The sequence below is a fragment of the Marnyiella aurantia genome (genome assembly GCF_014041915.1).
GTDB classification, from domain to species: domain Bacteria; phylum Bacteroidota; class Bacteroidia; order Flavobacteriales; family Weeksellaceae; genus Marnyiella; species Marnyiella aurantia.
The window spans coordinates 658774-678329 of sequence record NZ_CP059472.1 but is presented as its reverse complement, the minus strand read 5'-3'; the positions used below and the strand labels follow the sequence as shown (position 1 = coordinate 678329).

The following is a 19556-nucleotide window of genomic DNA, read 5'->3' as shown; positions in this document are numbered from 1 at the left end:
AAAAAATCGGCGGGACCATCATTGATCCCGCCGAAACTTTTATAAATATTGGTTTTAAGAAGCCTGCATCTTCAGCAGTACAGATTCACATGAAGAGAGTTGCGCCTGAATCAGCGGTCTGTCCTTGCTGAAAAATTTTGATTCAGCAAAAAGATCTTTATAGTACGAGATTCCAAGCAGAAGATTGGATTTAAAAGCTTCCCATTTCTTGATTTGCTGTGCTGTCATTTCCCCGCCGGTTTGCAGCTGTGCGGACAGGTTTTCAATATAAAGATTCAGTTCTTTAAGCATAACATTAGGACGTTCCGAATGGTTTTCAGCGGATTTTTCACCATAAATATGCTGGATCATCTCTTTCAGCGAATAGGTTTTGGAGAAATAAGCAATATTGGGTCCCGGACAAACTACAACTCCCTGTGCCTGACCTTTCACCGGCAGACCAAGTTCAATATAGGATGAGTTAGCCAGGCCTACACACAGACAGGATTTTTCGGTAATTGTTCCGAAAGCATTGTTGTAATTTTCTGGCGAAAGTTCGGTTTTACGCTCATTCAGTTCCTCTATTTTTCTGTCCTGATATTTACGGGAGGCAGTGCAGATTCCTTCAGCCTCATATTCCTTGCTGAGTGCCAGATATTTTTTGGGGCAGGAACTTCCGGCCTTACCGGAGTCTGCACGTTTGCTTTTAAGTATTTCGTTGCTGGTTCCGCGCAGCGTATTAAACGGCACGCCCAAAGGTGAGATGTTGCTTAGGTACAGATCTTCTTCTTTGGCTTTTGCAAGGAGTTCTCTGGTTTCCGGATCTACAGATGTGGCTTCCGGCACCAACAGGAAGGGTGATCCCCAGCCCACAGAATCCATTTGGTAGTGTTCCAGCAGGAACTGATGTTCTTCTGCAGTACCTACGCCTCCCTGAACGGTATATTTCACCTTTGGAATTTCTGACGGAATAACTTTACCTTTCGCTTCCAGCGCCTTCACAAGCAGGTCGTAGGCAGTATGTTCAAGTTCAGTACGGCGGCTCCTGAATTCTGCCAGAATGGGACCCATCAGATGTCCTTCTGTCGCAAACGCATGTCCGCCACAGTTAAGACCGGATTCTATTCTGAATTCCGAAATCCAGATGCCTTTTTTAGCCAGAAGATTAGCCTGTACGGTAGCCGAACGGAAATCACTTACCTTCAGGATTATTTTCTTGTTAAAGGCGCCGTTCTCATCCGGATAGAAATCGTCAAAAGCTTCGATATAACTGTAAAGACGCGGATTCATTCCTGCGGAAAATACCACCGATGACTTCGTTGTACTCGCGGCAAATCCGCGCAGCGCGGCATGGGCATCGTTGTAAATAACAGGTAGCTGTTCCTTGCCGCTGAAGTTGTCCTTGTCCACCTTTGTCATGATATTTACATCGATGCTGCCCGGACTGAAATACTCGTCCAGGACCGACCTTATTTCGCTGATGTTCTGTTTTCCCGCGGTTACCGCCTGCTGCAGTTTCTGTTTTAAACCGGAAGTGGAAGGTAAGATGGACATAAACTCCTCCAGTTTACTCTGTTTCTCGGTAAGCTCCTGCTTATAGCTTTCAAATTTTTCAGTGATCACAGAATCCATCATATTCAGATAATTCGTGATGCGCTTTGCACGGAAATCCTCCATCTTCTGTGTAACTTCCTGATAGGGACGTTTAAATTTGCCTGAATAGAAAGCGTTCATTTTTTCAATCAGGTCATCATCCATAATGGAGATTACAGAATCAATCCCGTACTGGGCAACGCGCAGTGGGCTGTCGATAGTGAAGGCCAGACCCATTACGGGGATGTGAAAAGTGTGGGCATGTTTAATGTCTGTCATAAAAATTTCATGGTTTTATTAATGTAGCACTGGAATACACCTTACATTGGCATACCAGTTAATAAATATGTTATGGTTTACACAAATATATCCAATCCTCAGGCTCCGGCTAGAAATACCTTAAATGACATTTATCTGTTTGCGGTAATTTATACCTGTTACAATTAATTTCTGAGAATATAGTAAAACGAAAAAACCACCGGAAATTCCGGTGGTTTTCTTATTATAACAGTCTGAATTATTTCTTGTAAGAAGCGTCCTTAATTCTCGCTTTTTTACCTCTAAGGTCGCGGAAGTAATAGATTCTTGCTCTTCTAACTTTACCTTTTCTGTCAATTTCAATTTTCTGAAGTGCTGGAAGATTGATTGGGAATACTCTTTCTACACCTACATCACCGCTCATTTTTCTGATGGTGAAAGTCTTTGTAGCACCAGTTCCTCTTAACTGGATTACGGTACCTTTAAAGAACTGAGTTCTTGTTTTAGCACCTTCCTTAATTTCGTAATAAACGGTGATGGTGTCACCAGCTTTGAATTCCGGGAATTCTTTTTTAGCAATGTACTTCTCCTGTACGTACTTTAATAAATCCATTTTTATAAATAAAAAATTTTTGTCAAGCTAAGCAACATTCACGTCCTTCGTCAGAGGTTGGTTAACAGGCTGCAAAAATAGAATAATTTCTGCTCCCGGACAAAAAGTTATACAATAAAATACGTAAATCCATCCTGATTTATAACTTTTTGCAGTTTCTAACCTGATATTGGAGACTTCAGCTGACTTCTTCCTGATTGAATTTTCCAAACAGCGGTTGCAAGGCCGGTAAAATTCCGAAAAAATCCTTAATTTTATTGGCAGAAAAATCAGACCTTAATATGATCGATAAAAGAGTAAAGAACGCGCAGGAAGCCATAGAAGGTATTAAAGACGGAATGACCCTGATGCTGGGTGGATTTGGTCTTTGCGGAATCCCGGAAAATACCATCAGTGCATTGGTGGAGAGCAATATCACCGATTTGACCTGTATATCCAATAATGCCGGAGTTGATGATTTTGGGTTAGGACTTTTGCTGCAGAAAAGGCAGATTAAGAAAATGATTTCTTCCTATGTTGGCGAGAATGCTGAGTTCGAACGTCAGATGCTTTCCGGTGAACTGGAAGTTGAACTTGTTCCGCAGGGAACACTGGCCGAAAGAAGTCGTGCAGCCCAGGCTGGCATCCCCGCATTTTACACTCCTGCCGGTTACGGAACAGAGGTGGCCGAAGGCAAGGAGACTAAAGAATTCCACGGCAAGATGCATATTCTGGAGCACGCGTTCGAAGCTGATTTTTCAATCGTAAAGGCCTGGAAAGGTGATCATGCGGGTAACCTGATATTCAAGGGATCGGCCCGTAACTTCAACGCACCTATGGCAGGTGCCGGCAAGGTAACGATCGCTGAAGTGGAGGAGTTGGTAGAACCCGGACAACTGGATCCCAATGAAATCCATATTCCCGGAATTATGGTTCAGCGCATTTTTCAGGGCGAAAAATTTGAGAAAAGAATAGAACAGAGAACAGTTAGAAAGCGCGAAGCGTAAATTGATTTATACTACAATACAAGGGAACGGGCTTTCGCCCGTTTTTTTTTATGGGAGCTATTAGTCCTCATCCGATCAGTCATAATGCACAGAGACCTTATTCTTTAGGATTATCAGGGGTCGTGATTGATTTTAGCAGTGCATAAGCAGCAATGCTAATATAGATGGTAACGCCCAGTATATGATGTAGTATGTATTATCCTGGGACGCATCCCAATTCCGCAGGTATCTGTACAGCACAATCAATCCTCCAAGGATCATCCAGATCGGTATAACTCTATTTTACTTTGCTTTCATGGCCGGCATCTTTTTAATAAAGATATTGTAAAGTTTTCAAAGCTAGAGCTATTTCGCATTTTCTATTTTTTTGTATATAATTGAATTACTTTACTGCATTAGCTAACACAGTCTTTTAACCGGTGTCCTACTTTCTTTCACCAATCTGCTGTCTCCACATCGCATAATACAGACCTTTCTCGGAAATAAGGTCCAGGTGCGAACCGGTTTCAATTACATTGCCGCGTTCCAGAACATAAATGCGGTCTGCATGCATAATGGTGCTCAAACGGTGGGCAATAAGTACGGTAATCTGGTCTTTTTCGCGCGAAATATCCCTGATGGTCGCTGTAATTTCCTCTTCGGTAATGCTGTCCAGGGCAGAAGTAGCTTCATCAAAAATAAGAAGGTGTGGTTTGCGTAAAAGTGCTCTTGCAATGGCAATACGTTGCTTTTCGCCGCCACTAAGTTTTAATCCGCCTTCGCCAATTACGGTTTCAATCCCGTTTTCTGCACGCTGCAGAAGTCCGGTACAGCTTGCCTTCTTCAATGCCATGTTCAGATCTTCCTCTGTAGCTTCGGGATTTACAAACAATAAGTTTTCGCGGATGGTGCCTGCAAAAAGCTGTGTATCCTGGGTTACGAAACCAATCTGATTCCGCAGCTCATCAAAGTCAAAGGCTTTGCCGTCTTTCCGGTTGTAAAGTATGTTTCCTTCTTTCGGCCGGTACAGTCCGACAAGGAGTTTTACCAGTGTGCTCTTTCCCGAACCACTGGGACCCACAAATGCAATGGTTTCGCCGCTTTGCACCCGAAAAGAAATTCCGTTAAGCGCTTTATAGTGTGCGGTCTTATGCTGGAAAGCAACTTTCTGGAATTCCAGATCCTCAATTGCGCCAATGTGTTCCGGTTGTAATGGTTTTTCCTCGGCGGGTTTCTCCATCAGCCTGTCGAAATTGTTCAGTGAGGCCTGGGCCTCGCGGTAAGAAATAATGATGTTTCCGATTTCCTGCATCGGCCCGAAAATAAAGAAGCCGTAAAACATTAGTGACAGGTACTGTCCGGGTGTCACAATGTCCCGGAAAATAAGGAACAGCAATGTGAAGGTGATCATTTGCTGCAGGAAATTAACCATAGTTCCCTGTATGAAACTTAACGAACGGATACGCTTTACCTTTTTAAGTTCCAGACCCAGAATCTTATAGGTGTTGCTGTTCAGCCGCTTAACTTCCTGTCCTGTTAAACCCAGACTTTTTACGATTTCAATGTTCCGCAGACTTTCGGTGGTGCTGCCCGCCAGGCTGGTTGTTTCGCCCACGATTGTTTTCTGGATGTTCTTGATTCTTTTGCTGAGCAAATTTGTAACGAAGGCAATCAGGAATATCCCAACAGTGTATACCGGCATGATGGACCAGTGCAGCTGGATGGCGTAAATGGATACGAAGATGATGCTTACCAGTATTCCGAAAAACACATTGATGAAACTGGTGATGAACTTCACCGTGTCCTCCCGAACTTTGGTCAGGATGGACAGGGTCTCACCGCTCCGCTGGTCTTCAAATTCCTGATAGGGCAGCGCCATGGAATGCTGCAGTCCGTCAGTAAAAATCTTGGCACCGTATTTCTGGGTGATCACACTAACTGTATAGTCCTGCAGCGCCTTCGCTATCCGGCTAACCATGGCTGTACCTATAAGTAGTCCCAGGAAGTAAAATACTCCGTTATACACCGCACTGCCGTACAGATACTCGTTCAGTGTCCGTGGAAGTGTGCCTTCGGCATCGAAAGTATGCGGATGGGTTACAAGTTCATCCAGGATATTACCGGTGATGGCTGGTGCGAACAGCGAAAATACCTGATTTATAGTTGTTAGCAGTAGCGACAGCGCAATCAGCCATTTATGTGGTTTAAGGTAATGGAAGAGGGTTTTCATTCAGGAATAAAAGTATGTGCAAAAATACTTATAAATCCGCTTTAACATACTACCAACTAAATCTGCGGGGATTTCCGTATTATTTCCAAATTGAGTAAATTGCCCTGAAAAAGTAGAAGCATGCTCACAAAAGAACAAATCGCACAGAGAATATCGAAAGAAGTTAAGGACGGTTATTACGTAAACCTGGGAATAGGGATTCCAACACTGGTGGCCAATTATGTGCCTGAGAATATTTCTGTGGAGTTCCAAAGTGAAAACGGTGTTCTGGGTATGGGGCCTTTTCCCTTTGAGGGCGAGGAAGATGCAGACCTCATCAATGCCGGAAAGCAGACGATTACGACCCTCCCGGGAGCCTCTTTCTTTGATTCCGCTTTCAGTTTCGGCATGATACGCAGCCAGAAAGTAGATCTTACCATACTGGGAGCCATGGAAGTTGCTGAAAACGGCGATATTGCCAACTGGAAAATTCCGGGTAAGATGGTGAAGGGCATGGGCGGTGCGATGGACCTTGTAGCCTCAGCGGAAAATATTATCGTGGCCATGATGCATGTGAATAAAGCCGGTGAAAGTAAAATTCTGAAAAAATGTACCCTGCCTTTAACAGGGGTAGGTTGCGTAAAGAAAGTAGTGACCGAACTGGCAGTACTGGACATTACGCCCAACGGATTCAAACTGCTGGAGCGTGCTCCGGGTGTAAGTGTGGAAGATATTGTAAAAGCAACCGAAGCAGATCTGATCATTGAAGGTGATATTCCGGAAATGCAGTTCTAAAGCTAAACTGATCATACAGAAGATCCTTTTCATAATTGAGAAGGATTTTTTTGTTAAATTTGAAATGGCAGGCAAAAAGTAACCGGCTTTCATTCACGATGAAGAAATATAAAATCCAGAAATCTCCGGTCGTAGTACCAACCATTGACGGAAAACTAATTCAAGAGATCTGGGGTAATTCCACCGACAACCCGGAAATCTCCATTGCACATATGGTAGCACCACCGCATTGGAGTGAGCCACACCAGACTCCCGGTTTTGATGAATTTACCTACATCATTAAAGGAAAGAAGCAGTTCGAAATTGACGGTGAAATCCTGGTCCTGGAGGCTGGCCAAAGCATCAGAATAGAAAAGGGCGCGCGCATCCGCTACAGCAATCCGTTTGATGAAGAGTGTGAATACTTAGCCATCTGTCTTCCGGCCTTTTCAATGGATTTGGTCAACCGTGAAATGGAGTGATTTAGTAATCGGGTGCTGGAGTTCCGCAGGACCGGCAAAACCCCGAAGGGGTGACATTATTATAGACCGGCAAAACCCCCAAGGGGTGACATTATTCTAACGTCATCAATATCGGATCGGTTCAAACCCCGAAGGGGTGACATTATTATAGACCTGCGCAAAACCCCGAAGGGGTGACATGATTACAACGCAAAAATTTTCAATATCCTGAAACGCGGCAATCGGGATATTTTATTTATTTTCAACCTCCTCACCGGCATTCTGCAAATTTAATTCTGCGCCGCATTTAATTCAACCATGACCGGACAATGGTCGGAATGCTTTACCTCTTTTAGTATTACTGCGCGGCTCAGCCTTTCCTTCATGCTGTACGTCACGAAATTATAATCGAGACGCCATCCCTTATTGCGCTCGCGTGAATTCTGCCTGTAGCTCCACCAGGAATAATTATCAGGCTGGTCATTGAAGAACCGGAAACTGTCAATAAGTTCACATTCATCAATAAATCTCGATAGCCATTCACGCTCTATAGGAAGAAATCCGGACACATTTTTAAGACCGGCAGGGTTGTGGATGTCTATCTCTTTGTGGCAGATGTTGAAATCTCCGCTAATGATTAGGTTTGGGATTGTTTTCCTGAGTTCCTTAATATAGTCCAGGAAATCATCACAAAATTCAAGCTTAAAACCTAACCGGTCCGCGTTGGAGGCAGAGGGTACATAGACTGAAATGACGGAGAACTCCTCAAAATCTGTCCGGATAATCCGACCTTCATTATCATAATGCTCGATTCCACAACCATACTCTACGTGCTTCGGTTTTATTTTCGAAGCAATGCCAACTCCGGAATATCCTTTGCGCTGCGCACAGTGCCAGTAACTGTGATAACCCAGCTTTTCCAAACTTTCAATATCTATTTGGTCATTACCCGCTTTGCTTTCCTGTATGCAGATGATATCAGGATCCGCAACTTTCAGCCAACCCAGGAAATCTTTGGTAAAAGCTGCGCGGATACCGTTCACGTTGTAAGAGATGATTTTCATGTCTGCAAAAATACGGAAGACTTCTAATCCCTCACTAATTATTTTATTTGCATAAGTGGGCCAGGAGCATATTTTTAACCTTGAGCTGGCACTTTGTTTGATGACCGTTAGCCAGAACATAGGGGTTTACGATAGATCTTTTTCGGTTAACGGAGATCTTTGTCTTTACCCGGTAATTTGGTTTTATGCGTATACCAGTTACAAATGTGCAGGGTTTTTCAGCAGCAGATGTATGTATAAATTATTTTTTATAACATGAATCAAACATCTAATACCATACAGACTAAAAAAGGTGAGGATATACCCCAAAATCCTCTGCAGTTGAACGGTTCGAAGTACTGCAGCTTATCTGGCAGTACATTAGCAAAACTTCGGTCTACGGCACGGTTGGGGCCCAGTACGCTAAGTATAATAAAAGAAGCGGAAAGTCGTGGAATACCTTGGCGGCGGATGAATGACTGTTCAAAAATCCTGTTTGGTTACGGAAAGAATCAACAGATTATCCGCGCCACAATTACCGGTCAAAGCTCATGTGTGGCAGTAGAGCTGGCTGACAGTAAGTATGAAACCAAAAAGATACTCCAAAGCGCTGGAATACCGGTGCCCGAAGGGCAGGTTTGCAGCAGTCCGGATGATCTGCGCAAAGCTTTAACCTGTTTAGGTTTCCCTCTGGTAATTAAACCAATGAAAGCCAACCATGGAAAAGGAGTTTCTGTTCAAATTAGTGATGAAGTAAGGGCAGATGAAGCATTTTTGTATGCGCAGAAATTTGGTTCTGAGGTTATTGTGGAGCGCTGTATATCGGGACATGATCACCGTTTGCTGGTCGTGAACGGTAAATTAGTGGCAGCAGCCCGACGAATTCCAGCGCACATTAGAGGCGACGGGACTTCTACGGTCCATCAGCTTATTACCAAGGTGAACAGCCAGCCGGAACGGGGAGACGGACACGAAGCCAAATTGACTAAAATCATCTTCGACTGCGATACTGTGAAAATTCTGCAGCAAATAGGATATAATGAGGATACAGTCGTGCCCGCCGGGGAGACTGTTTATCTGAAATCAACGGCCAACCTCAGTACAGGCGGCATTGCCGCTGATGTGACCGATGAAGTGCATTCGGAGAACCGTTTTATTGCAGAACGTATCGCGGCCCTGATTGGCCTCGATGTATGCGGAATCGATATAATCGCTCCCGATCTTAAAGCACCGCTGTCACATAACGGGGGCGCTGTAATTGAAGTAAATGCTGCGCCTGGCTTCCGTATGCATCTGAAGCCCTCTGTTGGTCAGCCACGTAATGTTGCGGCAGCAGTGGTAGATATGCTGTACCCTCCGGGATCCGAAATACGTATACCCATTTTCGCGGTCACGGGTACAAACGGTAAAACCACTACCACCAGACTTCTGGCGCATATAGTTCAATCTGCAGGACATTCGCCGGGCTATACAACTACCGATGGTATTTATATTTCCGGGCATAAGATTGTGAGCGGCGACTGCTCAGGTCCATCAAGTGCTTCCATAATTCTTGCAGACCCCCTTGTAGATTTCGCAGTGTTGGAAACCGCGCGTGGGGGAATGCTGCGTTCCGGTCTTGCCTTTGACTATTGCGATGTAGCCATTCTGACCAATATCGCCGCAGATCATCTCGGTCTTAGGAATATTAATACACTGGAAGAACTCGCTGAAGTGAAGGCTGCTCTGCTGCGGAGTGTAAAAAAGTCCGGCTGGGCAATACTTAATGCCGAAGATGAGCACTGTGTCCGGGTGGCCGGAACCTTGGACTGCAATATTGCGTACTTCGCTCTGGACAGCAGGAACGCAGTTATCCGGCAACATATTAAGGACGGTGGTTGGGCAGTAACCGTTGAGCAGGAAAAAGTTGTTGTCCATCATAATCGTCGGTCCACCATTATCGCCACTGTAAAAGAAATTCCCCTTACCATGTGCGGAACTGCCCGGTGTATGACTGCAAACGTACTGGCCGCTGTGGCCGCTGCATTTTGCTATGGTTTTAGTGTTGGTCATATTAGGATGGCGCTCAAAACATTCCTGCCAGGGCCGGATCAGACACCTGGCCGGATGAATTTGTTTCAGGTCGGTACTTGTTCTGTCCTCGTGGATTATGCTCACAATCCTCACGGTATGAAGGAAGTACAGCATTATCTCAGCCACATTACCGGACGCCGGAAAGTAGGCATTATTGCAGGGGTAGGCGACCGTAGGGACTGTGACATCCTGGAGCTGGCAGAAATCGCGGCCAGGTGCTTTGACCATATTATTGTCCGTCAGGACAATGATCTGCGCGGAAGGTCTTTAAACGAAATGAACCTGCTGATGGTTCAGGGAATCAGGCAGGCAGACACGGGGGTGACAGTTGACCTTATTCCAGACGAAAAAGAAGCCATAAGGTATGCTCTGGCAACAGCACAGGAGGGCGATTATATTGTGGCGCTCAGCGACAATTATAAGGAGGTTATTGAAGTAATAAGCAAATCGGTAACGGACAGATAAGCACTGTTTATAGTGTATGTTATTTAACCAGTATAAATATGAAAGGAAAAGTATTGGCAATAGGAGGTGCCGAAAATCAGAAAAGCAGCAGAGACCGGTTTTCAGACACAACAATTCTGGAACGTTTCATTTCAGAATCACGTCTTAAAAAACGTTCACGTATAGAAATCATTACCTCAGCATCATCTATTCCGGAAGAAATGGGCCGGGACTATTTAAAAGCCTTCGCTAAACTTGGCGCAGAAAATTGTGGTGTTTTAGTCATGGAGTCACGCACTGACGCCGAGAATCCCAAAATACTGAAACGTCTGAAGGACGCGGATGCGGTGTTTGCTACCGGTGGATCTCAACTAGCGCTGACTTCCACAATTGGAGGTACTGCATTTTACGCCCTCCTTATTGAAAAACTTGAAGATTCCGATTTTTTATATGCCGGGACTTCTGCGGGTGCCGCGGCCGCTTCGGAAATTATGATAATTGAAGGTGGAAGTACAGAAGCGGCGTACAAAGGCGAGGTCATTGCGACCACGGGTCTGCGCCTGATTAATAATATTGTTTTTGATACTCATTTCATAGAAAGGGGCCGCATTGCCCGGCTCTTTGAAGTTGTCGTTAGTAACCCCAACATACTCGGGGTTGGCCTGGAGGAAAATACAGCCCTGCTTATTCACCGAGACAAGATGGAAGCTATAGGTCCGGGAATGGCGATCCTCCTTGATGGCCGCACGATCTCCAAAAGCAATCTGTTAGAAGTAGTTACCGGCGCTCCTCTTTCTATAGAGAATATGACCCTGCACCTGATGAGTCAGCATGATATTTTTAATTTAAAGACGATGCAGCTAGACATAAAAAGTCCGCCGGAGGCGGAGGTATAATTGTGTAAAATCTTTATTGATTTCGATGCTGAGGAACAGTTTACCTGTTTGTAATTATTTTAAAGATGAAATTCAGGGTGCAACACCCTGAATTTCCTTGTAAATATGTAATCTACTGCTTTGCAGGTTCCTCGCCATCCGCTGGAGCCTGATCTTTATAACTTTTCTCAGCTAGTTTGGAATCAGGAGTAATAGCTGCGGAAGCAGCCTGGAGTTTATTTTTTAAGCCCGCGATAACCATGTCATCATCTGCCATCAAAGCATCATAACCCGCTTTGGCTACATCCGCAGGATCCGCCAGTTTCCCTTCTTTCACAATTTTGGAATCAAGCATCTGCGCTTTTCTGAAGAAATCTGTGTCAGTAGGCCCTGGCAGGAGAGCGGTTACTACAATGCCATGGTCTTTAACTTCTGACCGCAGGGCTTCGGTGAATGACTGTACGAAAGCTTTAGTACCGTGATATACAGATTGCCATGCGCCCGGATATTTAGAGGCTATTGAAGAAGTGTTCAGTATTTTTCCGCTTCCGGCTGTAATCATGTCTTTAAGGAAAAGTTTTGTAAGAATAACAAGGCTGCATATGTTAAGATGGATGATGGACAGCTCCATTTCCAACTCGGTGTCTTTAAATTCTCCATACCAACCATGCCCGGCATTGTTAACTAATGTGTCTACCACCAGGTTTCGGGCAGTAATTTCCTCATGGAGCTGTTTAGCCTGCTCCATATCAAAAAGGTCTTTCGAAATGGTGATGACGTCAATATTGCCAATATCCCGCAATTCCGCGGCGGCCTTTGAAAGTTCGTCTTCATGCCGCGCTGCAATAATCAGATTGTGGCCGTCTTTGGCAAAACATTTCGCCAGTTCCAGCCCGATACCGGTACTTCCGCCGGTAATAAGGGTGTAGGTTTTTTGTCTTTCCATTATGTTTGTTTTAGGCTGAAAGTCAACAGAAATTATGCCATCAGAACAGTTGAAAATCTGCTGATTTTAATTGAAAATATGAATACTATATGCTTAACAAACCCACCTATTTCGGTATAGAAATGCTATCAGGAAATTTTCTAACTTTGCACTCCAGTTACAGGACCGGATAAACTACAGTACAAATACCATCGCTTTGGGCTGGTTTTTTTGAGGATAGATATGAAATACTTTCTTGTTATTTTGGCCGTATTGGGCATACTTTACTCTTTTTCCGGAACAGAAAAGATAGAACGTACCTACTCAGCTATCGATCTTCGGGAACTGTACGGGAGTGGTGATCCCACCCGCTGGCCGCAGGCGCATCTTTTTGATGAAGCTATTGAAGGGTTTCAGGATATCGGTCCGCTTCCCCAACCTGTATTCCCAAAAGATAATCCCTACTCCAAGGAAAAGGAAGAACTGGGCAAGATGCTTTTTTTTGATCCGCGCCTTTCCGGATCAGGGCAGATTTCCTGCACCAATTGCCACGATCCTGAAATGATGTGGGCCGACGGCCGGCGTGTCTCTTTCGGCCACGATAAGCAAACCGGAACACGTAATGCACCCACAGTGCTCAATATTGTCTATGCTACCCAACTTTTCTGGGATGGACGTGCAAAAGACCTGGAAGCACAGGCCAAAATTCCGATTGAAAATCCGGTGGAAATGAATATGCACAGCCGGCTGGCAGTACGCAGGATTGCGAAAATCGAAGGGTATAAAGACCTCTTCAAGGCAGCTTTTGGAGATAGTAAGGTCAATGAAGACCGGATTGTAAAGGCAATTGCCACTTTTGAGCGCTCGCTGGTGAGTCCGCCCAGCCGTTTTGATAAGTTTGTAAGCGGACAGAAGAATGCGCTTTCTGATTCCGAAGTTCGCGGACTGCACCTGTTCCGTACCAAGGCCAACTGCATCAACTGTCATAATACTCCTTATTTTTCCGATCAGAAATTCCATAACCTGGGTCTTACTTACTTCGCAAGGGAATATCAGGACCTCGGTCTTTATGAAATTACGAAGAAGAGGGAAGATGTGGGGAAATTTAAGACACCCACACTAAGAGAGATAAGCCAAACGGCACCGTATATGCACAACGGACTGTTTCCGAATATCCGCGGTGTCCTGAACATGTATAATGCCGGAATGCCTGATGAAAAGGGCAATAAGCAGGATCCGCTGTTTCCGAAAAAATCCGGGATGCTCACTACTTTAAATCTTTCTGAAGAAGATTTTGTAGATATTGAAAACTTCTTAAATTCGCTTCACAGTTATAAGTATAAAATGAGGGCTCCGGTCCTCCCCACCAAATAATTTAAATTTAAATTCATGAAAAAGTTATTATTGGCCACAATGGTCGCCGTAATGGGAGTTGTCGCCAGCGCGCAGCAGAAACTGAATATTCCCGAAGCCGTAAAAGGTCAGCAGTACGGATCTGGGGTCACTGAAGAGCAGACATTCGATGTGTACAGCACCGGCAGGATAAAGAAAGCTCTGGAAAAGTCCGATAAGCTCGATGATATCATTATTCAGGCTAAGGTGAGCGAAGTGTGCGAGAAAAAGGGCTGCTGGTTAACACTTGTAGATAATGACACGCGCTTTTTTGTAAAAATGAAGGATTATGCTTTCTTTCTGCCTCAGTCAATGGTAGGGAAAACGGTTCTTTTACATGCAAATGCTGAAAAGAAAACAACTTCTGTTAAGGAACTGCAGCATTATGCTGAAGATTCGGGAACCAGTAAAGAAGATATCGCCAAGATTACAGAACCACAAACTGAAATCCGTGTGCTTGCACGCGGCATTAAAGTCGTGGATTAATCTTTTTAAATTCAACGGAATCAGAAACGTCTTCTTTGAAGGCGTTTTTTTATGCCGAACAGTCAGCGGAACATCACTTTTACGATCAGACCTTCAACAGTTTCAATCTTCTTACGATTTCAAATTCCCATGTATTTGAACTTTTTAAACCATTTGAACAACTTAAACCCATTAACTAACCTAAAAATCCACCACCAGCACCTCATACCCAAACCTTCCGATGGACAGGATCAGGATGAAAATAAAGAGATAACGGATAAACCAGTTGCCTTTCCTGATGGCCAGCTGCGCACCTACCAGCCCTCCTGCAGCATTACAGACTGCCATGGGCAGGGCAATGGCCCAAATGATTTTACCTTTTATAAGGAAGAGGCAGATGGAGCCGGCATTGGTAGCCAGGTTAATGAGTTTTGCGTTGGCATTGGCTTTCAGGAAATCCATTCCCAGCAGGGTCACGAACGCCAGGATGAAAAAAGTGCCCGTAGCCGGACCTATGAATCCGTCGTAGAAACCCACCGCAATACTCGCGATGCAGCCGTTGATGATGGCCGTGTGGTAAGGCATCTTCTTCTCTTTAGCATTGCCGAAATCCTTTTTAAAGATGGTGTAAATGGCCAGGACTATCAGCACGAAGAGTAATACCGGTTTCATAAACTCATTGCTGACTACAGTTAGAAGCTGCGATCCCAGAAAGGCTGAAATAAAAGCCAGCAGCGCCATGAAAATAAGAAGTTTCCAGTCTATTTTCACTTTTCGGAGGTATTGCGATGTTGCCAGAGCTGTCCCGCTGAAGGCCGGAACCTTCAGCGAACCTATCACCGTTGCTACCGGGATATTTGGTAAAAAGGCCAGAGCCAGCGGCGTCTGTATCAGTCCGCCGCCGCCAACTACAGCGTCAATAAAGCCTGCAGCAAAGGCCGCGAGGCAAAGGTAAATCAGGATTTCTGTTTCCAGCACGTCAGCAATTTTAACATGCAAAGGTAAACCTTAATAACCTTCCGCGGGATGACCGGCGAGCTGCACTTTTTAGATGCAACAGAATGCATAGGGCATGACCTGCATATTTCCTTTAAGTTAATAGCCATATTTACAAAAGTAACAGTCGTAAGTCGTCTCAGCAAAAATTCTTACTGGCCTTTACCTCCGCCACTTTCCTTTTCCACATTCGTTTTGCTGCTTTCCTTAACCTTCTGGTTACCGAACCTTTTAACAAAAGTAAGGTGCGCACCATACCAATCCCATTTATTTACACTTCGGAATGTACCGATGGGGGAATACGTGATGAAATCATTTCCGGGCCGGCGGAAGATATTATTGAACCGGATACCGGCTTCCATCTGTGTGGCAGGAAATAGTTTGGTGGCTCCAAAGCTGTGGAAGAAGTTCATTTTATTGCCCATGGAGTTACCCCAGTTCTGGGAGTGCAGACCCATCCATCCGTTGATGTTGATATTTTTGCTGAAAAGATTGGTATACGAAAAATTGGTTGAGCCGCTAAAATTGGTAATGTAATCCTGCAGACCCACAAAGTTATTACGCTGCCTGAAATCACTGTTGTCCACATAGGTAAGTCCCAGGTTGAAATTTACATTCAGTTTGTTTTTCAGGAAGTTCTGATTGGTATTGGCATAAAGGGAATAGTTGTTCACCCGACCGTAAAATGTAGCCGGCATCATGATTGTCTTTCCGTCTTCCACTGTGTACGAGGTCCAATAATCCTGGTTGGTAGAATTGAAGTTTGCCGAAAGGAAATATTTCTTGTAAAGACCCAGCTTCAGCCCGAAACGGTCGTTGGGGTTAGGCTCCAGTTCCATATTTCCGCGCTGGTAAATGCCGTTGTCTGAAGGCATCAGAAAGGGATTGAACTCTGTAAACCAGGGACGCCATAAACTGTGCTTGTAGGTAGCAGTAAGATTATAGTTTTCGTTAAAGGAGTATTTGACGAGCAGGTCCGGCAACAGGGCGCCATAGGAATCGGTCCTTTCTACAGCGCCAACATCCTGTTTAACAGTGAAGTTAATATGCTCATAGCGTAATCCTATCCTGGTTTCAAGTTTTTTGAAGAACGTCTTGCTGAAGTTGGCATAAAGCGAGTTCAGGTTTTCTTCGTAGCGAAAGGTATTCGTCCTGGTATTATCCGGTATCCAGGCACTGCTTTGCTGATTAAAATAGTCAAATGGCATCACATTGTTCCGAAAATTCATTTTCCCGCCAAATTCAAGCAGATTGCCATCCTTATCAACCGGCTGTGAGTAATCCAGTTTCACATAATATTCACGGTTCAGGTTTTCGGAAACTGTTTTTATTCCTTCATAACCGGCCGGATCCCAAAGCGTGCTCTGTATTCTGGTACTTTCATTACCGGAATAGTTGATGCCGGTATTAATATCCAAAATCCTGTTTTTCACTTTATCGTAGTACTTGTAGAAGAGATTGCTGCCCGCAAAAAGGCTGCTGCCGTTTGCATTTATGTTGTTGGTGTATGAATTCTGAAGTACATCGTTCAGGAAATACTGACCGTCAGCCACAGCATCATAGCTGTTTTTGGATCCGTAATACTGCGCCACAAGTCCAACGTTGTTCTTTTCATCCAGTTCTAACTCAGTCGTGGACGTGGCTGATGGCGATTTTCCGTGGCTGTTGTTTTCTGCACTGATTCTGGTAAGCGAGTTATCAGCATAGATAAAGTTTTCGTTAAAAGATTCGTTTACACTGTTGGTGTTATTGAAACTTCCGCTGAGGGACTGTGTAAATCCTTTCCGGTGGTAATTAAGATTGGCATTGGAAGACTGCGAATTCTTAAAACTCTGCGAATTCCCTAGTGAAACGCTGCCCTTTATGCCTTCATTCTCGCTCCTTTTCAGCACAATATTGATTACTGCACCGCCGGTTTCATATTTGGCAGATGGGGTAGTGATCACTTCAATCTTCATCAGATTATCTGCGGCAATGGTCTTCAGGTATTCCTTAAGTTCCTTGCCTGTAAAAACCGATTTTCTGTCATTGATGTAAACGGTTACTGCATTTCCCTCAGCCTGAACATTGTCATTATTGTCAATGTTCACAAGCGGTGTCATCCGCAAAACATCCCAGGTACTGTTCCCGGTAAGGATGGAACTGTTGGCTACATTAAATACCGTGCGGTCCGCTTTGCTTTCAATGGTAGGTTTTCGTGCAATAACTACTACCTCTTCTATACTTTTGGTTTGTACAGTGTCGGCAACAGTCTCCTGGGCCGAAGCCAGGATCCCGCAAAGCAGGATGGCGGCAAATAATTTTTTTTTCATTGGCTATAGTTTGCCCTCAATTAGACAACCGAAGGTACTGTCCTGTTACATTTGGTGACGGAAATTTGTCGTAGCGGCAGCTTACCGGCCCATAATTTTCAGAGGAGAGGGACAATGGAACCCGGAGGGTGAGTTGAAAAGGGTTTTTTAGTCATACACTGTGTTTTGTTATTCTGTATCAGCAGACTAATCCGGAATATGCTAACTTTACCCCATTAAATACTAAAGATGAAAATTAAATTGATTGCTTTCTCCGCACTATACGCAGCAGCTACGTTGGTACAGTCCTGCAGCAGCAACACCACCCCCGAAATGCAGAAGTACGAGGCCCGTCAGAGTATACTGGAAGTGAACACCAGGATAAACGAGCTGAAGATGGAGTATGAAAAGGAGCGCGTAAAGAACGAAAACCTGAGAAAGGAAGCCCGTGAACTGAGTGAAAAAGCAGAGACCAAAACAGACCGTTTCAGCGTAGGTAAAGATGCGGAATCGGTAGCAGACCGTGCCGCGAGTACCCGTAAGTCATTGAAAAAAGCGGAAAAAGCCGTAAATGAACTGCTGAAAAGTGACCGGAAACTGGAAAAGCTACAGCAGAAAATTACAAAGGAGCAGGGAAAAGCAGCAGGACTGGAAAGACAGATTGAGTACGTGAAACCTCAATAGGTTGCATATGGTCAGCTAACATTGAGTTTTAAACGCGTAACGATTGTCCTTTTTCTTTTCTGACATTTTATCCACTTTGAATTTGCGGTAAAGTTCAGTTTCAGTAGTTTGTCGGGGCGGTTAACCATTCTCAATTGCTTTCGGAAACCAATCCAATCTGCCATGAGAAAAACAATAGCAGTCATTAACCTGACCCTGGACGGAGTCAGCGACCATACAGCCGGAATTCCGGACTCGGAGCTGCATCAGCATTATACCGCTTTGCTTAATGAGTGCGGTGTAATACTGTACGGCCGCACGACGTACGAACTTATGGAATACTGGCGGGAAATACTTGAAAAACCTGGGGATGATTCTTCAATGAACAGTTTCGCTCAGGCCATTCATCATATTCCAAAAGTGGTGTTTTCGCGCACACTCAGAAATTGTTCGGATATGTGGGAAACAGCACAGGTGGCAACACGAAGTCTGGAAGATGAGGTAAAAGCACTGAAGAAGGTGGCTAACAAGGATATTCTGGTGGGCAGCCCCAGTCTGATCATTCAGCTTTTGAACCTGAACCTGATTGATGAATGTCAGTTTTGCATTCATCCTGTTATAGCGGCCAGCGGCGCGCGCCTTTTTGATAGTGTCAGCCGGAGAACGCTGCTGAAATTACTCAAGGCAAAAATACTCGGTAACGGCTCGGTAATCCTGTACTATGAACCGGTCAGCAATCATAGCACAGGATAATGCAGCCCTTTTTCGTTAAATTTTTTAGATAGGGATCTGTGTCTGATTAACAGGTGCTTATCCCAGTACTGTTACGGAATTTTCAAGCATTTCATAAATGGCGTCGCGGCCGTTTTCAGGCTTTACATTCACCGCTTTCGTGCCGTGAAAATGAAGGCAGGTAATAAAGCCGGCCTGTACGGCATCAAGACAGGTGGCCTTCACGCAATAGTCCAGAGCCAAACCAGCAATTTCAACAAGTTGAATATCGTGGTATTTCAGGAAATCCTCCAAACCGGTTTTCATAAAATGGTTATTATCCTGAAAGGCACTGTAACTGTCGAATTCTGCATTTTTTCCTTTTTGAATGATGTGTGTCACTTTAGACTGGTCAAGATCCGGGTGAAACTCTGCGCCTGCTGTGCCCTGCACACAATGGTCGGGCCACATAAACTGAGGGATTCCGTTCAGGTTGATTTTTTCACCAACTTTCCGGTTATTTGTGGAGGCAAAACTTTTATGGTCAGCAGGATGCCAGTCCTGACTAAGGACCACCTGGTCATATTGGTTATCTTTCAGTAAAAGATTTATGTAAGGGACGATCTGCCCGGCACCCGGTACGGCCAGCGCACCGCCTTCGCAAAAATCATTCTGTACATCTACTATTATCAGGGCTTTTTTCATTCGGTTAAAGTATAAATTAATTCGCTTATCTTGTAAGCAGCAACTGGCGCTGCTCTTGTTAAATTTACGGCGGTAATCGCAAAAGTTCAGCCAAAGCGTTTACAGATGCCAAAACGTCCAG

General features: G+C 44.5%; 17 protein-coding genes. 9 read left to right on the top strand and 8 right to left on the bottom strand.

Going from position 1 to position 19556, the window contains the following annotated elements; all coding sequences use genetic code 11:
- Positions 1-54 precede the first annotated feature (54 nt).
- Positions 55-1851 (bottom strand): hypothetical protein, encoded by a 1797-nt coding sequence (locus tag H1R16_RS03140; RefSeq protein WP_181885699.1) that lies wholly within the window; start codon positions 1849-1851, stop codon positions 55-57.
- Between the two features lie 238 nt (positions 1852-2089).
- On the bottom strand, positions 2090-2443 hold the full coding sequence (rplS, locus tag H1R16_RS03135) for a 50S ribosomal protein L19 (RefSeq protein ID WP_181885700.1): 354 nt from the start codon (positions 2441-2443) through the stop codon (positions 2090-2092).
- Between the two features lie 281 nt (positions 2444-2724).
- On the opposite strand from rplS, the gene H1R16_RS03130 reads away from it, so the two are divergent.
- Positions 2725-3429, top strand: coding sequence for a CoA transferase subunit A (locus tag H1R16_RS03130; protein ID WP_181885701.1), 705 nt, complete (start codon positions 2725-2727; stop codon positions 3427-3429).
- A gap of 424 nt (positions 3430-3853) precedes the next feature.
- Here the strand turns inward: H1R16_RS03130 and H1R16_RS03125 are convergent, their stop codons facing one another.
- Positions 3854-5638: an ABC transporter ATP-binding protein gene (locus H1R16_RS03125; RefSeq protein WP_181885702.1), complete on the bottom strand. Its 1785-nt coding sequence runs from the start codon at positions 5636-5638 to the stop codon at positions 3854-3856.
- A gap of 120 nt (positions 5639-5758) precedes the next feature.
- Here H1R16_RS03125 and H1R16_RS03120 point away from each other — a divergent pair, with 120 nt between their 5' ends.
- Positions 5759-6412, top strand: coding sequence for a CoA transferase subunit B (locus tag H1R16_RS03120; protein ID WP_181885703.1), 654 nt, complete (start codon positions 5759-5761; stop codon positions 6410-6412).
- A 98-nt stretch (positions 6413-6510) separates the two neighbouring features.
- Positions 6511-6873, top strand: a complete 363-nt coding sequence (locus H1R16_RS03115) for a cupin domain-containing protein (protein ID WP_181885704.1) — start codon at positions 6511-6513, stop codon at positions 6871-6873.
- Between the two features lie 269 nt (positions 6874-7142).
- Here H1R16_RS03115 and H1R16_RS03110 read toward each other — a convergent pair whose 3' ends face one another.
- A complete protein-coding gene (locus H1R16_RS03110; protein WP_181885705.1) occupies positions 7143-7916 on the bottom strand; it encodes an exodeoxyribonuclease III in 774 nt (257 codons plus the stop codon).
- A 255-nt stretch (positions 7917-8171) separates the two neighbouring features.
- On the opposite strand from H1R16_RS03110, the gene cphA reads away from it, so the two are divergent.
- Complete coding sequence (gene cphA / locus H1R16_RS03105) at positions 8172-10433, top strand: cyanophycin synthetase (RefSeq protein ID WP_181885706.1); 2262 nt, start codon at positions 8172-8174, stop codon at positions 10431-10433.
- A gap of 38 nt (positions 10434-10471) precedes the next feature.
- Positions 10472-11308, top strand: a complete 837-nt coding sequence (locus tag H1R16_RS03100; protein ID WP_181885707.1) for a cyanophycinase — start codon at positions 10472-10474, stop codon at positions 11306-11308.
- A 112-nt stretch (positions 11309-11420) separates the two neighbouring features.
- Here H1R16_RS03100 and H1R16_RS03095 read toward each other — a convergent pair whose 3' ends face one another.
- Positions 11421-12233, bottom strand: a complete 813-nt coding sequence (locus tag H1R16_RS03095) for an SDR family NAD(P)-dependent oxidoreductase (RefSeq protein WP_181885708.1) — start codon at positions 12231-12233, stop codon at positions 11421-11423.
- Positions 12234-12455: 222 nt separating this feature from the next.
- Here H1R16_RS03095 and H1R16_RS03090 point away from each other — a divergent pair, with 222 nt between their 5' ends.
- Both H1R16_RS03090 and H1R16_RS03085 read left to right on the top strand, forming a co-directional pair.
- Positions 12456-13586: a cytochrome-c peroxidase gene (locus tag H1R16_RS03090; protein ID WP_181885709.1), complete on the top strand. Its 1131-nt coding sequence runs from the start codon at positions 12456-12458 to the stop codon at positions 13584-13586.
- A 15-nt stretch (positions 13587-13601) separates the two neighbouring features.
- Entirely contained in the window at positions 13602-14090 is a 489-nt protein-coding gene (locus H1R16_RS03085; protein WP_181885710.1) for a DUF4920 domain-containing protein, read from the top strand.
- Between the two features lie 180 nt (positions 14091-14270).
- On the opposite strand, the gene H1R16_RS03080 is transcribed toward H1R16_RS03085, so the two are convergent.
- Together H1R16_RS03080 and H1R16_RS03075 are read right to left on the bottom strand one after the other, a co-directional pair.
- On the bottom strand, positions 14271-15044 hold the full coding sequence (locus tag H1R16_RS03080) for a sulfite exporter TauE/SafE family protein (RefSeq protein WP_181886749.1): 774 nt from the start codon (positions 15042-15044) through the stop codon (positions 14271-14273).
- A gap of 173 nt (positions 15045-15217) precedes the next feature.
- A complete protein-coding gene (locus tag H1R16_RS03075) occupies positions 15218-17377 on the bottom strand; it encodes an outer membrane beta-barrel family protein (RefSeq protein ID WP_181885711.1) in 2160 nt (719 codons plus the stop codon).
- 228 nt (positions 17378-17605) lie between these two features.
- On the opposite strand from H1R16_RS03075, the gene H1R16_RS03070 reads away from it, so the two are divergent.
- Together H1R16_RS03070 and H1R16_RS03065 are read left to right on the top strand one after the other, a co-directional pair.
- Complete coding sequence (locus H1R16_RS03070; protein WP_181885712.1) at positions 17606-18040, top strand: hypothetical protein; 435 nt, start codon at positions 17606-17608, stop codon at positions 18038-18040.
- Positions 18041-18202: 162 nt separating this feature from the next.
- Positions 18203-18772: a dihydrofolate reductase family protein gene (locus H1R16_RS03065; RefSeq protein ID WP_181885713.1), complete on the top strand. Its 570-nt coding sequence runs from the start codon at positions 18203-18205 to the stop codon at positions 18770-18772.
- Positions 18773-18829: 57 nt separating this feature from the next.
- On the opposite strand, the gene pncA is transcribed toward H1R16_RS03065, so the two are convergent.
- A complete protein-coding gene (gene pncA / locus H1R16_RS03060) occupies positions 18830-19435 on the bottom strand; it encodes a bifunctional nicotinamidase/pyrazinamidase (RefSeq protein WP_181885714.1) in 606 nt (201 codons plus the stop codon).
- Positions 19436-19556: the final 121 nt, after the last annotated feature.